The organism is Streptomyces liliifuscus (genome assembly GCF_016598615.1).
Lineage (GTDB): Bacteria > Actinomycetota > Actinomycetes > Streptomycetales > Streptomycetaceae > Streptomyces > Streptomyces liliifuscus.
Genome location: NZ_CP066831.1, coordinates 951,692 through 966,058, shown reverse-complemented (window position 1 = coordinate 966,058; position 14,367 = coordinate 951,692). Strand labels below are relative to the sequence as shown.

At 69.8% G+C, this 14,367-nt stretch carries 13 protein-coding genes; 6 read left to right on the top strand and 7 right to left on the bottom strand.

What is annotated here, in order from left to right; translation table 11 throughout:
* Positions 1-150: 150 nt before the first annotated feature.
* Positions 151-915: an alpha/beta fold hydrolase gene (locus JEQ17_RS04175; protein ID WP_200393907.1), complete on the top strand. Its 765-nt coding sequence runs from the start codon at positions 151-153 to the stop codon at positions 913-915.
* Between the two features lie 57 nt (positions 916-972).
* Here JEQ17_RS04175 and JEQ17_RS04170 read toward each other — a convergent pair whose 3' ends face one another.
* Both JEQ17_RS04170 and JEQ17_RS04165 read right to left on the bottom strand, forming a co-directional pair.
* Positions 973-1,383: a VOC family protein gene (locus JEQ17_RS04170; protein ID WP_200393906.1), complete on the bottom strand. Its 411-nt coding sequence runs from the start codon at positions 1,381-1,383 to the stop codon at positions 973-975.
* An 82-nt stretch (positions 1,384-1,465) separates the two neighbouring features.
* Positions 1,466-1,858 carry a helix-turn-helix domain-containing protein gene (locus JEQ17_RS04165; protein WP_200393905.1) on the bottom strand — a complete coding sequence of 131 codons (393 nt, stop codon included), beginning with the start codon at positions 1,856-1,858 and terminating at the stop codon, positions 1,466-1,468.
* Positions 1,859-2,041: 183 nt separating this feature from the next.
* Between JEQ17_RS04165 and JEQ17_RS04160 the strand changes: the two genes are divergently transcribed.
* The 4 genes from JEQ17_RS04160 to JEQ17_RS04145 all read left to right on the top strand — a co-directional run bounded on the left by JEQ17_RS04160 (position 2,042) and on the right by JEQ17_RS04145 (position 5,940).
* Positions 2,042-2,644, top strand: a complete 603-nt coding sequence (locus JEQ17_RS04160; RefSeq protein ID WP_200401289.1) for a tellurite resistance TerB family protein — start codon at positions 2,042-2,044, stop codon at positions 2,642-2,644.
* A 241-nt stretch (positions 2,645-2,885) separates the two neighbouring features.
* Positions 2,886-3,809 (top strand): SGNH/GDSL hydrolase family protein, encoded by a 924-nt coding sequence (locus tag JEQ17_RS04155; RefSeq protein WP_200393904.1) that lies wholly within the window; start codon positions 2,886-2,888, stop codon positions 3,807-3,809.
* A gap of 117 nt (positions 3,810-3,926) precedes the next feature.
* Positions 3,927-5,288 carry an NAD(P)/FAD-dependent oxidoreductase gene (locus tag JEQ17_RS04150; protein ID WP_200393903.1) on the top strand — a complete coding sequence of 454 codons (1,362 nt, stop codon included), beginning with the start codon at positions 3,927-3,929 and terminating at the stop codon, positions 5,286-5,288.
* A gap of 223 nt (positions 5,289-5,511) precedes the next feature.
* Positions 5,512-5,940 (top strand): cupin domain-containing protein, encoded by a 429-nt coding sequence (locus JEQ17_RS04145; RefSeq protein WP_407700136.1) that lies wholly within the window; start codon positions 5,512-5,514, stop codon positions 5,938-5,940.
* Between the two features lie 33 nt (positions 5,941-5,973).
* Here JEQ17_RS04145 and JEQ17_RS04140 read toward each other — a convergent pair whose 3' ends face one another.
* The 5 genes from JEQ17_RS04140 to JEQ17_RS04120 all read right to left on the bottom strand — a co-directional run bounded on the left by JEQ17_RS04140 (position 5,974) and on the right by JEQ17_RS04120 (position 11,586).
* The gene (locus tag JEQ17_RS04140; protein ID WP_200393901.1) at positions 5,974-6,867 is read right to left on the bottom strand and encodes a Gfo/Idh/MocA family protein; all 894 of its coding nucleotides are present in this window, start codon (positions 6,865-6,867) and stop codon (positions 5,974-5,976) included.
* A gap of 146 nt (positions 6,868-7,013) precedes the next feature.
* The gene (locus JEQ17_RS04135; protein WP_200393900.1) at positions 7,014-9,083 is read right to left on the bottom strand and encodes an iron ABC transporter permease; all 2,070 of its coding nucleotides are present in this window, start codon (positions 9,081-9,083) and stop codon (positions 7,014-7,016) included.
* Between the two features lie 35 nt (positions 9,084-9,118).
* Entirely contained in the window at positions 9,119-10,099 is a 981-nt protein-coding gene (locus JEQ17_RS04130) for an iron-siderophore ABC transporter substrate-binding protein (protein WP_200393899.1), read from the bottom strand.
* A complete protein-coding gene (locus tag JEQ17_RS04125; RefSeq protein ID WP_200393898.1) occupies positions 10,096-10,965 on the bottom strand; it encodes an ABC transporter ATP-binding protein in 870 nt (289 codons plus the stop codon). Before JEQ17_RS04125 ends, JEQ17_RS04130 begins: the two co-directional genes overlap by 4 nt.
* Positions 10,966-11,022: 57 nt before the next feature.
* On the bottom strand, positions 11,023-11,586 hold the full coding sequence (locus tag JEQ17_RS04120; RefSeq protein WP_200393897.1) for an MSMEG_1061 family FMN-dependent PPOX-type flavoprotein: 564 nt from the start codon (positions 11,584-11,586) through the stop codon (positions 11,023-11,025).
* Positions 11,587-11,913: 327 nt separating this feature from the next.
* Between JEQ17_RS04120 and JEQ17_RS04115 the strand changes: the two genes are divergently transcribed.
* Positions 11,914-14,271, top strand: coding sequence for a hypothetical protein (locus tag JEQ17_RS04115; protein ID WP_200393896.1), 2,358 nt, complete (start codon positions 11,914-11,916; stop codon positions 14,269-14,271).
* Positions 14,272-14,367 lie beyond the last annotated feature (96 nt).

Sequence of the window (14,367 nt, the reverse complement as noted above, 5' to 3'; positions counted from 1 at the left end):
AGCTTGCAGTCGATCGTGACATCGAGCGAGGAGGTGAGACCCATGAACGCCGTATCCATGTGGGTGCTCCCCCTTCCCTTCACGGTCGGGCGACTGACATAGGTGTCGCCGGGAGCGCCTCGACAAGGCACTCCCGAAAGGCAACAACCCATGCATTCTGTGCAGTTCACCGCGGAGACATCGTCCGACGGTCTCCGCGAACGCGACTTCACCGTGGGCGAAGTCCCCGGCGTACTCTGGTCGCCCGTATCCGGCCCCGACCGCGCGCCCCTGGTGCTGATGGGGCACGGCGGCGGCACACACAAGAAGGCACCGGCCATGGCGGGCCGTGCACAACTCCTCGTGACCGGCTGCGGTTTCCATGTCGCCACCATCGACGCCCCCGGGCACGGCGGCCGACCGCGCACGGCTCACGACGAGCGGGAGATCGCCGCCATGCAGCAAGCCATGGCGACGGGCGAACCGGTCGGCCCGATCGTCGTCCGGTACAACGCCCACCTGGCGGAGCGTGCCGTCCCGGAATGGCAGGCGACCCTGGACGCCCTCCAGGAACTGCCGGAGATCGGCACCGAAGGGCCGGTCGGCTACTTCGGCCTGAACATGGGCACCGCGATCGGGGTGCCGCTGACAGCGATCGAACCCAGGATCACCGCCGCGGTCTTCGGCCTCTTCTGGCCCGACCCCCTGGCCGAGACCGCGAGGCGGATCACCGTTCCGATCGAGTACGCGCTCCAGTGGGACGACGAGCACATCCCACGCGAGTCCGGTCTGGCGCTGTTCGACGCCTTCGCCTCGAAGGAGAAGACGTTGCACGCCAACGCGGGTGCCCACAAGGAACTGCCCCGGTTCGAGGCCGACAGCGCGGTTCGCTTCTTCGCCCGGCATCTCGGCCGGGCCGTCATGACACCGGCCTGACCTGAGGGGTATCGGCGTCCGGCCACCGGTCGGGCGCCGATACCGATGTCAGAAGCCCTACTCCTTGGGCTGGGTGAAGCGGATGCTGTTGCCGAAGGGGTCGCGGAGCCCGCAGTCGATGCCGTACGGACGCTCGGTGGGTTCCTCGGTGAACTCGACACCCCGGCCCAGCAGCTTCTCGTACGTCTTGCGGCAGTCGTCGGTGGTGAAGATGAGGTGGCCGCCCATCGCCCCCTTGGTCAACAGCTCCCGCACCTGCTCTGCCGTCTCCTCGGACAACGCCGGAGGGCCCGGCTTCTCCAGCAGGATCTGGCGGTCGGGGTGACCGGGGACGTTGACGGTCAGCCAGCGCATGAAACCCAGGGACACGTCGGTGTTGACCTCCAGGTCGAGCTTGCCGACGTAGAAGTCGAGGGCCTCGTCCTGGTCGAGGACGTAGATCTGCGAGTGCGTGATTGCGGTGAACATGTGCATCACGCTATCGAGCCGGCCGGACGAAAACTTATCCAAAACTGCTCAGCCGACGGGACGGTACGGCTCCTGCGGACGGTCAGCCGTTGGGACGCGTCCACGCCATCGTGAAACACGTCGGTACGGGCGCGGTCACCGCTGCCCGTCGGTATGACCTCGGTGACAGGCCGACGATGTCGCGGAACGTGCGGCTGAAGGTTCCCGGGCTGCCGAAGCCCACCTGGAAGCAGATGTCCGTCACGCTGCGGTCGGTCTCGCGCAGCAGGAACATCGCCCGCTCGACCCGGCGGCGCTGCAGATAGCGGTGCGGCGTCTCGCCGAACGTGGCCCGGAAGGTGCGTGTGAAGTGCGCCTGGGACACATGGGCGATCCGGGCCAGGGCCGGCACGTCCAGCGGCTGCGCGTAGCCGCGGTCCATCGCATCCCGTGCCCGAAGCATGCGACGGTTGCTCTCTTCTGCGGCACGACTCACGCCGCCATCACATCACGGACCCGTGCGGGCGGTGAAAGAGCCCGCAGACCAGGATTGTTTTACGTTGCCTTTGCCATTCGGGAACCCTGGTGCCCGCGAAGAGCGTTCACTTGTCGCGGGGCGTGAACCAGCGCCACCGATATCAGTACCGGACAGGCAACAGCAGAAGCCGAGGTGGCAGTAGTGGCGATGTGGGACCGGCTCAAGGACCAGGCCAAGAACCTCCAGCAGTCCCAGGGTTCCAGGGGATCGGGCGGACAGGGGCAGGCCCCCCATGGGCAGGGCCAGGCTCCGTACGGGCAGGGCCAGAGCGGTGGCCACGCGTCCGGTTCGTCCTCCGGCGGCTCCAAGGCCAAGATGGTCGGGCTGCTCAAGTCCCAGCTCGCGTCGGTCAAGACCGAGCTCAAGAGCGGCGCCTACCGTGACGCCAGCATGGCCATGTGCGCGCTCGTGGCCGCCGCCGACGGACATGTGGAGCAGGCGGAGAGGCAGCGCGTGGAGGAGCTGATCGTCTCCAACGAGGTGTTGCAGAACTTCCCGGCGGACCAGCTTCGCCAGCGCTTCAACAAGCACCTGGACCAGCTCATCGCCAACTTCGAGATGGGCAAGGCCGAGGCACTGCGGGAGATCGCCAAGGCCGCCAAGAAGCCGGCGGAGGCCCGCGCGGTCATCCAGACGGGCATCGTGGTCGCGGGTGCCGACGGGCACTTCGAGCAGTCCGAGCAGTACGCCATTCGCGACGCCTGCGCCGCGCTCGGTCTGTCGCCCACGGAGTTCGGCGTCTGACAGGGGTTGCCGCCGACTCCGCCTCCCCCCTGGCGGAGTCGGCGGCCCTGTGAAGTCGGCAGCGTCGTGACGCCGGCGGCCTCGTGGTCACGCCGACGAGGAACAGCGGCGCGAACCCGTTGCTCCCGCGTCCTGCGTTCCTCTGTCCTGTGGACGAACTGGCCGGTATACAAGTTCAGTCACCGTGCAAGGGCGCGCCGTCGGCGGTCCCGGCTCGCGGTACTGGACCCAGGGGGGAATCTTGAAGAACCGTCGCACCCAGTACGGCAGCACGGCCCCGAACCGCCGACGGGCGACCGCCGTGGGAGCGGCGGTCAGTGGCTGCGCCCTCGTCGTCGCGTCGGCGGCACCCGTCGCGGCGCACGGTGGCGGCCACGGGCACGGCCGGGGCACGGACTACGTCTCGCTCGGGGACTCCTACACCTCGGGGCCGGGGATCCCGACGCAGGTGGACGCGAACTGCGCCCGCTCCGACCACAACTACCCCTCGCTCGTCGCCGCGGAGCGCAGAACGTCCACGTTCAAGGACGTGAGCTGCGGCGGCGCCACCACCGAGCAGATGTGGAAGGCACAGGGGACCAACCCTCCACAGCTCAACGCCGTCCAGCGGGACACCGACCTGGTGACCGTCCAGATCGGCGGCAACGACATCGGGTTCAGCTCCATCATCAGCACCTGCGCCCAGCTGAGTTCGCAGGACCTCACGGGGGACCCGTGCCGGCGGCACTTCACGTCCTCCGGGGTCGATCAGCTGACCCTGAGGATCCTGGAAACGGCACCCAAGATCACCCGCGTACTGCGGGCCGTGCACGCCAGGGCGCCGCACGCCCGCGTGATCGTCGTCGGCTACCCCGCTCTCCTGCCGGACGACGGCAGCGGCTGCTACCCCTCGGTGCCGTTCGCGGCGAAGGACTTCCCCTATCTGCGCGACACCGGCAAGCGCCTCAACCTGATGATGCGCGTGGTGGCGCGGTTGAACGGGGCCGAATACGTTGACACGTACGGACCCACGATCGGACACGACATGTGCAAGGCCCCGGACATCCGCTGGGTCGAACCGCTGCGACCTGCGTCGCCCGCGGCCCCGGCCCACCCCAACGCCAAGGGCGAGGCGGCCATGGCACGTACCGTGCTGCGGAGCCTGAGCAAGGGGCACGGGCACTGACGGACCTCCCACGAGGAGTGTGTCCGCTCGCCTCATCGGGGGATCACCACGTGCGAAGGGGGGACTCAGGGGGCAGAGGGTCCGTGGGAAGTCAGAACGTGCGCGGCCGGTGAAGGGATGGACATCGTGGTACGACCGAAGATCTTGGTGGTCGGAGCGGGCTTCGCGGGAGTCGGGTGCGTCCGGCGTCTGGAGCGCAAACTCGGATCCGACGAGGCGGACCTGGCGCTGGTGACACCGTTCTCCTACCAGCTCTATCTGCCGTTGCTCCCACAGGTCGCCTCCGGAGTGCTGACCCCGCAGTCGATCGCCGTGTCGCTGCGCCGCAGCCGCAAGTACCGCACGCGCATCATCCCCGGTGGTGCCATCGGTGTGGATCTGAAGGCCAAGGTCTGCGTCGTCCGCAAGATCACGGGCGAGATCGTGAACGAGCGCTACGACCACATCGTGCTGGCGCCGGGCAGCGTCACGCGCACCTTCGACATTCCGGGCCTCACGGACCACGCCCGCGGTATGAAGACGCTCGCCGAGGCCGCGTACCTCCGCGACCACGTCATCTCGCAGCTCGACCTCGCCGACGCCAGCCAGGACGAGGCCGAGCGGGCGGCGCGGCTCCAGTTCGTGGTGGTCGGCGGCGGCTACGCCGGTACGGAGACCGCCGCGTGCCTGCGGCGCCTGACGCAGAACGCCGTCAAGCGTTACCCGCGGCTCGACCCGAAGCTGATCAAGTGGCACCTGATCGACATCGCACCGAAGCTCATGCCCGAACTGGGTGACAAGCTCGGACAAAGCGCCCAGGAGATCCTGCGCAAGCGGGGCATCGACATTTCGCTGGGCGTCTCCATCGCGAAGGCGGGCCCGGACGAGGTCACCTTCACCGACGGCCGGGTGGTCCCGACCCATACGCTGATCTGGACCGCCGGAGTCGCGGCGAGCCCGCTCATGGCCACCCTGGGCGCCGAGACGGTCAAGGGACGGCTCGCGGTCAGCTCGGAGATGTCCCTGCCCGGCCACCCCGGCGTCTTCGCGCTCGGTGACGCCGCCGCCGTGCCGGACGAGGCCAAGGACACGGAGGGCGCCATCTGCCCGCCGACCGCCCAGCACGCGATGCGTCAGGGCAAGCACGTCGCCGACAACGTCATCGCGTCGCTGCGCGGGCAGCCGATGACCCCGTACGTCCACAAGGATCTGGGACTGGTCGTGGACCTCGGTGGTCTCGACGCCGTGTCCAAGCCGCTCGGTGTCGAGCTGCGCGGCCTGCCCGCCCAGGTCGTCGCCCGCGGTTATCACTGGTCTGCGCTGCGCACCAATGTGGCGAAGGTCCGGGTGGCGACGAACTGGGCGCTGAACGCGGTGGCCGGCCACGACTTCGTGGGCACCGGACTGCTGTCCCGTTCGTCGGCGAAGCTGCGGGACTTCGAGCACACGAACGCGTACCTGACCCCGGAGCAGATCCGGGAGCGCACCGAGAACGGGTGACCCGAGGGCACGCGAGCGTACGTGTCTCGGCGGGGACACGAGTAGCCCGGTGGGCACACGAGTGGCCCGGAGCGATCCGGGCCACTCGTGTGTGGACGGCGATGCTCGGGGGCAGTGAGCCTGTCGGGCCCAAGTCGGCGGACGGGCCCATGAGTTGGCCGATCCGGAGGGGATTTCCATGAGCAGCACGTCTCGGCTGGGCAAGGTCCGCAGAACGATCGTCATGACCGGCTGTGCGGCGGCACTGGCCTTCGGGTCGTCGTCCGCGCTCGCCACTCCCGGCAGCGGGGTCACCGGCACGGTCCTCGCCCAGGGCACCTCGGCCGGAACACTGAAGGTCAAGGCCAAGGGGCGTACGGACGTCATCGTGCGGTCCATCACCATCGCACCGGGCGGCACGACGGGCTGGCACTATCACCCGGGCCAGCTCATCGCCGTCGTCAAGTCGGGCACACTCACCCGCACATTGCAGGACTGCTCCGTGGAAGTCAGCACGGCGGGCACGTCGTTCATAGAGCCCGCCGGGTCCCGGCACATCCACGTCGGCCGCAACCTCGGCACCGAGCCGGTCGAGCTGTACGTCACGTACCTCGTGCCCAAGGGCAGCCCGCTGTCCCTCGACGCGGACGCTCCGGCGTGTGCCGGGAGTTAGGCACACGCCGGAGAATTTGGTTCCGTAGCGCTCTCAGCGGATCTGGGGTGCGCTGCCGAGCTGTGCTTCGGCGTCGGTGAGGATCTCCGTCACCCGCAGGCCGAAGGCGGCGTCGCACGGGTGCGGGCGGCCGGTGCGGGCGGCTTCGAGGAGGGCGTCGGCAGCCCGGGTGAGCGCCTCGACCGCCCCTTCGGCGGACCCGGGCAGGATGGTCACCCCGGACTTGCCCCGCAGCTCGACGGCGGCCCCGGCGGCCGCGGGCGGGGCCGTCAGGCTGAGAGTCAGGGTGCTCGACGCCCCGCTGACATGGTGGAGCACCAGATGAACGGTGTCCTTCGGACCCCGCGCGGCGGCGGCCACCCGCTCGACATCTCCGAGAACCGGCATCAGCACGGACAGGGCGTGCGGGCCGACATCCCAGAGGCCGCCCTTCTCCTGCCGCCAGGGCGATGCCGCGAACGGGCTGTCACTCGTGAACACGGCTCCGAGCCACTCCGCGCGTGCGGTGAACCAGCCCTCCGTGGCGGCCTGTTCGGCGATCCAGGCCTGGATCTCGGGCTGGAAGCGGCTGGTGAAGAAGACGACCGAGGCGACACCGGCCTGCTCGACCGCCTCGACGACGGCACGTCCCTCCTCCACGGTCGCCGCGAGAGGCTTGTCGAGCAGCAGATGGCAGTTGGCCCGCGCGGCGCGCGCCGCGAGCGGAGCCTGCACGGACGGAGGCAGGGCGATGGCGACCGCGTCCACCTCGGCGAGGAGGGCGTCGACATCCTCGTACGCGCGCGTCCCATGGCGGTCGGCCAAGGCCTTGGCCGCGTCGGCGCTCCTGCCCCACACCCCCACGAAGTCCAGTTCGCGATGCCCGCTCAGGGCGGGAGCGTGAGCCATGTCGGCCCAGGGCCCAGTACCGAGCAGTCCGATGCGCATGCCGCCACCTCTCGTCGTGCCTGTCTCATAAGGGGCCGCCGTCCGTGATCGTCCGGCGCCTCCCGGGGTGAGCTTTTCACGCAGGCCCGGACGCTGCCCAGCCCCACCCACCGCACCGGACAGCGCGAGCACGCGGTCCCGCGGGGCTATCGCCGGCTTCGTACCAGCAGATACAGGAAGTACGGCGTGCCGATGACCGCCGTCATCAGGCCGGCGCCCAACTGGGCGGGGGCGATGACCGTGCGGCCGAGGAGGTCGGCCGTGCAGACGAGCGCTGCGCCGAGGAGGACGGCGACGGGCACCACCCGTACGTGCCGCCGGCCCACGAGGGCACGTGCCGCGTGCGGGGCCACGAGGCCCACGAAGCCGATGGTTCCGGCCGAGGCGACGGCGGTCGCGCTGAGCAGGACGCTGACCACCAGGAAGCCGAGCCTGGCCGGGGACAGTCGCAGGCCGAGGAGTCGCGGGGTGTCCGCGTCCAGGGAGATGAGGTCCAGCTCGGTGCGCCGGGCCACCGCGACGACAAGGCCCAGCACCAGCACGAGTGTGACGGGCAGGACGTCCGGCATGGTCCGGCCGTACGTCGAACCGGACAGCCAGGTCAGTGCCTTGGTGGCGTTGAACGGGTCGGTGAGCACGATGAGCAGGCTTACCAGTGCCGTCGTACCGGCGGCCATGCCGATGCCGACGAGGACCAGCCGGTTCTGCTGGTAGCCGCCCCGGGCGGCGAGCCCGAAGACGATGACCGACGTGACTGCCGCACCCGCGAACGCGGCACCCGCGACGCTCCAGGTACCGGCGACAGGCACGGTGGTGACAAGGAGTACGGCGCCCAGCGCGGCACCGCCGGACACGCCCAGGACCCCCGGCTCGGCGAGCGGGTTACGGGTCACGGCCTGCACCAGCGTGCCGGCCAGGGCGAGCGCCGCGCCCGCGCAGAGGGCGGCGAGCACCCGGGGCATCCGGGTGTCGAGGACGAAGGACACGGTCTGACCGGCCCGCCCCTGCGCCCAGTTCACGACGTCGCCGAGCAGGAGCTTGCTGTCGCCCAGCAGCGCGCCGGCGATCGTGACACCGACCACCACGGCGACGAGGGCGGCCAGCGTGACCAGGAACGCCGCCCGGCTGGGGATGCGCAAACGGTCCGGTGCCTCGGCTCCGGACGTGTCCCGCAGCCGCAGGGCCATCACCACCAGGAACACGGCGCCGATGAGGCTGGTGACGACGCCGGTGGGGACGGCGACGGCCGTGTCCGAGGGCACCAGGGCCCGCAGCAGCACGTCCGACCCGAGGACCAGGCCCGCGCCGACCACACCGGCGACGGGCAGGATCGTACGGATGCGGACGAGGCCCCGGAACCGGCGGCTGAGCGGACGCACCAGGGCCGGTGCGCACAGGCCGACGAAGCCGATTGGCCCGGCGAGGGTGACCGCCGCCGCGGACAGCAGCGTCGCCAGTACGACCACGGTCACGCGGGTGGCGCGGACCGGGACGCCCAGTCCGCGCGCGGCGTCGTCACCGAGGGCTAGTGCGTCGACCCGACGGGCGGTCAGCAGCAGGCCGACGAGTCCGATCAGGGCGACGGGCAGCATCTGCAGGACGCCGTCGAAGCCGTTCTGGCTGATGCTGCCCTGGTTCCACTGGTAGAGGCCCTCGGTCTGCTCGGGGAACAGCAGGAGCAGGCTCTCCGTCATGGAGGTCAGGCCCAGCGCCAGCGCGGTGCCGGCGAGGACCAGTCGTACGGTGCCCGTGCCGAGTCCGGACAGGGCGAGGACGACGGCCGCGGCCAGGAGCCCGCCGGTGAAGGCGACCCCGGAGGAGGCGAGCAGCGGGAGCGAGACGCCGGTGGCGCCGACCAGCCCCAGCGCCAGGTAGGAACCGGCGTTCACCGCGAGGGTGTCCGGAGCGGCGAGCACATTGCGGCTGACTGCCTGCAGTACGGCGCCCGCCACGCCGAGGATGACGCCGACCAGGATGCCGGCGGTCATCCGCGGCAGCCGGGAGGCGATCACGACGGACGCGTCGGACGGATCGGCCTGCCCGGTCAGGGCCTTGAACACCTCTGCCGGTCCGACGGCGGCGGTGCCCTGGGTGATGTCGACGACGGCGAGGACGGCGACCAGGAGGACGAGCCCGGCCGCCACCGCGGCCGCGCCCGTCCGGGACGCGGTCGTCGGCGGACGGGTGGCGGTGGGAGGCGTTGCGGTGACGGCCATGGCTTCGTCTGCTTCGTCTGTTCTTTCCGGGTCGTCTACTTCGTCAGCGCGTCGACGACGGCGTCGATGTACGCCTCCATCGACTCGGGGCCGCCGAACATCCAGATGCCGTCGGGCAGTCGGTGCACGTCCCCGGCCTTCACGAACGGCAGGGACTTCCATACGGCGTTCTTCGCGAGCGCGCCGGTGAAGGGCGTGCTGCCCTTGTCGCCGTCGTTGCCTATGTAGGCGAACTGGACGTCCTTGGGCAGGTCGGTGAGGCCCTCGACATCGGTGGTCCCGAGGCCGTAGGCCGCGTCGCCCTTGATCTTCCAGGCGTTCTTCAGACCGATCTGCTCGTTGACGGCCCCGATGAGCGAGCCGCTGGTGTACGGGCGCAGGGAGACCTGGTTGGAGGTGACGTAACCGTCGGCGAAGGCGAGGTCCGTGCCGTCGAGACCGGCGTCGGCCAGGGCCTTCTTGCCCTCGGCGACCTTGGCCTCGAAGTTCGTACGGGCGGTCTTGGCCTTGTCGGTGGTGCCGGTGGCCTTGGCGATGAGGTCGAGGTTCTCCAGCATCTGACCGACCTGGTCCGAGGCGTCCGCGGACTTGATCCCCAGCACCGGGGCGATCTTGCGCAGCTGCTTCACGGCCGCGGGCGGCAGGTCGGAGGAGGCCACGATGAGGTCGGGGGAGAGGGAGGCGACGGTGTCCATGCTCGGCTCGCCGCGCGTGCCGATGTCCTTCGGCTCGTTCTTCAGCGGGACGGCGGTGTCCCAGGTCTTGTAGCCCTTGACGTCGGCGACGCCGACGGGGTCGACGCCGAGCGTGATGAGGCTCTCGACCTCGTTCCACTCGGTCGCGACGACCTTGGTGGCCGGGCCGTCGAGCTTGAGCTTCGCGCCGGTGCCGTCGGTGAGGGTGATGGCCTCCGACTTTTTCTCGGACTTGTCCGCGGCGGGCTCGGTGGTGCCGCAGGCGGCAAGGGTCAGCGCCGCGGCGGTGGTGGCGGCCGCGGTGAGCAGGAGGCGTCTCATGAGGTGGTGCCGAGCCTTTCGGTTCGAGTGTTCCGTGTGTGATGGCGGCCGATCGGGCGGGTGCGCAGTCGGCCGGTCAGGGGGTCTGTGTCGACGTCGATCCGGATGCCGTAGACGGCGGTCAGGCGCTCCGGGGTGAGGACGTCCTCGGGCAGGCCGTCGGCGACGATCCGGCCCGCTTCGAGCAGCGTGATCCGGTCGGCGATGGCCGCCGCCTGGTCGAGGTCGTGCAGGACGACGCCGACGGCGATCCCGTGGTCGTCCGCCAGGTCGCGGATGAGGTCGAGGAGTTCGATCTGGTAGCGCAGGTCGAGATAGGTGGTCGGCTCGTCCAGCAGGAGCACACCGGTCTCCTGGGCGAGGCAACTGGCGAGCCACACCCGCTGCAACTGCCCGCCCGACAGGTGGTCGGCGCCCCGGTCCGCCAGGTCCGTGACACCGGTCAGGGCGAGCGCCCGGTCGACCGCGGCCGACGCGTCAGGATCGGGCCTGCCGAAGCGGCCCCGGTACGGGTAGCGGCCGAACTCGACGACGTCCCGCACGGTCAGTCCGCTCGGCGTGGGGCGGCCCTGGGTCAGCAGGGCGACGTGGCGCGAGAACTCACGGGCACTCAGGGCGAGGCCGTCGGTGCCGCCGTCGATCCTGAGCGTGGCGTGGCGGCCCCGCTGCAACCGGGCGATCGTCCGCAGGAGCGTCGACTTGCCGCTGCCGTTGGGACCGACCAGGGCGGTCACCTCGCCGGGCCGCAGCGCGACAGCGGCGTCGTGTACGACGTCGACGCCGTCGTACGACACGGTCACACCCGTGGCCGACAGTTCATGACCGCGCAGACGAGGGGTTTCGGCTGCTTCTTCACCAGATCTCACGCGGTGAAGGTTAGCCTAACCTTAATTGATCTTGAAAGGGGTGCCGCTGGTGCCGGCTCAGCCGGTCTGCCACGACGCCGGATTCCATACTCCCGAGCGGCGCAGGGACTGCGGGCAGTGCAGGTAGATCTCGTCGATCTCCAGAACCAGGGCCAGCGCGGGGCGCTGATCGTCCAGCTTCATGGCGTCGAAGAACGGGGCGTCGGTGAGGATGCGGGCCCGGCCGTTGACCCGCAGGACCTCCTTGCTCCCGGGTATCAGGTACAGCAGACCGGCGTGCGGGTTGTCGAGGATGTTGTGGAAGCTGTCGCCCCGCCGGTTCCCCGGCCGGTCGGGCAGGGCGATCGTGCCGGAGTCGATGACGTACGTGAAACCCGGCGCGTCCCCGCGCGGGGAGACGTCACAGTTGCCGCGCGCGTCGGACGTGGCCAGCAGGCAGAAGGGCGAGCGGGCCACTATGTCCCGGTCCTTGTCGGTGAGCCGGTCGTGAACCTTCTCGATCACCACGGGCCAGGGCTCGCCCAACAGTTCACGCAACTCGACGCTCGACCCCAGCTCGACCCAGCCCTCCTCGGTCACCGTGTCGGGCCCGTTCCCGGCGGTATCGATCGTGTGCGGCAAGGCCGACTCCCAACGTACGTCCAGCGAGCAGTCGCGTATGGAACATCATTCGACGTTAGGCTTACCTTACTTTGCAGCCCGGAGGCGACCGCCCAGGCGCGTGGGGCTGCTCTCGTGGCCCGGCCAAGGGCGTCTTGAGCGGCATGTGGAGGATCTGCCAGTCGCAGACGATCATTGGACCAGCGAGGGCAGCAGGCGCCGCCGCACGGGCTGGATGCCCGTCGAGTTCGGACACCGGGCGCGAACGGAATCGTCGTCCGCTGACTGGCAGCTTGGGGGCTGGACGTCGATCCTGGGAGCATCGGGTCGGCTCGTCAGGAGGCGGCGGTGGGTCTTTACGTGAACCGGGGCCGCGAGGGATGGACTGAGCTACGCGTCCATGGTGTCTCGGGCACCCCTCCCGAATCATTGCTGGACCATCCGGGCGTTGAGCGCGTCGCCGGCGACGTACAGGCGGGCTGCTACCGGCGTCGATGGCAGATCGCGCCGACGGAGGAGGACGCCGATGGGTTCCGGCGCGAGGCCTACTCGTGGGGCGGTCTGACATCCGGTGACGGACAACGGGCCCTGTGGCTGCTGCTGTTGCCGTTCATGCTCCTCAACATGGCCTACTTCGCCGACCCGGGCCATCGCGTCGGTGCACCCAGCCTGGCAGTGGCCTTCCGCACCGGCGTCCAGCGACTGCTCGCCCTCTCGCTCACCGGCACCTACGTCCTCGGCGCTGTGTCGGCCTCGGTCGACCTGGTCGGTTGGCAGTGCGGCAACGCGACCGTCAGGCCCTGTGCCGGGAACGAGAGCTGGCTGCGTTGGCTGAACTACGGCTGGCTCGACACCCCCGGACGCCATCTCACTGTGACCGCCGCCGTGCCGATCGCCCTGGTCATGCTGCTGTGGTACCTGGGAAACAAGACCTGGCAGGTCGCGGAGGCGCAGCCCGTACTGCAGAGTGCTCCAACTCCCGATGTGCGGACGCCGTTGGAGGACCGCCGTATGTGGAACGGACGCGGGCCGGTGCGACGGCTCCGATCCCTGCACATCACGGCGGCGCTCACCGTCATCGCCGTGTTCTTGCTCGCCCCGCTGCTCGACCGCCCTGAACGAGGGCCCAACGCCCTTCTTGACGGCAGGAACTGGGAAGCCGGGGCGATGTTCTTCCGTAGTTCGTGCCTGGTGCTGGCGCTGCTGGTGCTGGCGTGTGTCGTCGTATGGGTGGCGGTCCCTGGGACAGGGCGGCGTGAGCGCCCGAACGGCATGGTTGAGAACTCCTCCGAGTCCGACTTCTACCGTGTCCTTCCCTGGGCTGCGCTCGCCCTGGTCGTCGGGGCGGCAGTGGCCGCAAGCTGGGGCTCGAACGGCGCCCGGACGCCGGCGGCGAGCCAGTTGCCCTGGGAAGTCGCCTGGATCCACATGCTGTTCCTCGCCCAGGCCGTGATGCTTGCGGCGCTCCTTGTCTCTCAGCTCTTCACCAGCAAACGCGACAAGGCCCCGCCTGCGCCGAACCTTCCGCGCCAACCGTGGGGAGGGTTCGTTCAGACCGGAGTCGCCTTCCTCGGCTGGGCGCTCGCGGGCGCCCTGGCCGCAGGGCTGATGCTGCGTGTGGCCGAGATTCTGGGTGCGCCTGCCGCCGCTTACCGCCGCGGCAGGGAGCAGGCCCAACTCATCGTGCCGGACGTCTACTTCTGGGCGGGCACCGGCGCTGCCGTCCTCGTCCTGGCTGCCGTCGGCATCGGCACCGTTTCGTGGCTGGTGCAGAGTGGTGTACGACGCTCCGCCGCCCGGGAGGTTGCGAAGGCCTATCCCGCTTCGCAGAGCGATCCTCGCCGGGCCGCGGACATCGCCACGGCCTGGGCGCGGGCACAGTTGCTCGAATCCACCGGCCGAAAGACCCTTGGCATCCTCCTGACGACTGCGGCGGCCGTGGCCGTCGTCGGCATCGTCGTCTACGTGGTCGATTCGTCCTTTGTCACAGATCAGCGATGGCTCGTCCTTCTCGCCAACCTCGTCCTCAGTGCCGCCTTCGTGGGGCTCCTGTGGGCCGGGCGGCAGGCGTACAAGAGCCCACGCTTCCGGCGCACCGTGGGCATCCTGTGGGACATCGGCACGTTCTGGCCGCGCGAGACCCATCCGCTGGCGCCGCCCTGCTACGCCGAGCGCACCGTGCCCGACCTGCTGAAACGGCTGGAATATCTGGCGGGAGGCGACGAACCGACCAAGCGCGGGAAAGTGATCCTCTCCTGCCACTCCCAAGGATCGGTGATAGGGGCGGCCGTGATCCTGCAGACCACAGCCGACACCAACCGTGACGTCCGGATGCTCACCTACGGCAGCCCGCTCACGCGTCTGTTCGTCCGGTTCTTCCCTGCCTTCTTCAACGCGGAAAGCCTCGATCGGATCGGCGGACTGCTGACCCCCGAGGATGCCCCGGCCCTGTGGCGCTGGCGAAACCTCTACCGTCCCACCGATCCGATCGGCAGTTGGGTGGTCGCACCCGCCGGGCTGCCCCGGGAAGGAACCACCGTGGACCCCGCCCCGTCACCTGTCGATCGCCAACTTCTCGACCCTGCCGCGTTTGCACGCCCCGCGGGCGACCTCGTCCATCCCCCGGCCCTCGGCCATTCCAACTACTTCGCCGACCCCGCGTTCGAGGCAACCGTGCGGGCTTTCCGAAACGGTGACATCCGCTGACGCATCCAGTGAACCCTTCTCGTCGGGTGCGGCATGGAACCACCGGCTCGCCCTGTCGGCGACCACGCGCAACCCTTCGATGACGCCTGGCTCGCC

Coding starts and splice junctions, on each gene's coding strand:
- JEQ17_RS04175 (WP_200393907.1), top strand. CDS start 151: ATGCATTCTGTGCAGTTCACCGCGGAGACATCGTCCGACGGTCTCCGC.
- JEQ17_RS04150 (WP_200393903.1), top strand. CDS start 3,927: ATGGACATCGTGGTACGACCGAAGATCTTGGTGGTCGGAGCGGGCTTC.
- JEQ17_RS04140 (WP_200393901.1), bottom strand. CDS start 6,867: ATGCGCATCGGACTGCTCGGTACTGGGCCCTGGGCCGACATGGCTCAC.
- JEQ17_RS04130 (WP_200393899.1), bottom strand. CDS start 10,099: ATGAGACGCCTCCTGCTCACCGCGGCCGCCACCACCGCCGCGGCGCTG.
- JEQ17_RS04145 (WP_407700136.1), top strand. CDS start 5,512: ATGACCGGCTGTGCGGCGGCACTGGCCTTCGGGTCGTCGTCCGCGCTC.
- JEQ17_RS04170 (WP_200393906.1), bottom strand. CDS start 1,383: ATGTTCACCGCAATCACGCACTCGCAGATCTACGTCCTCGACCAGGAC.
- JEQ17_RS04135 (WP_200393900.1), bottom strand. CDS start 9,083: ATGGCCGTCACCGCAACGCCTCCCACCGCCACCCGTCCGCCGACGACC.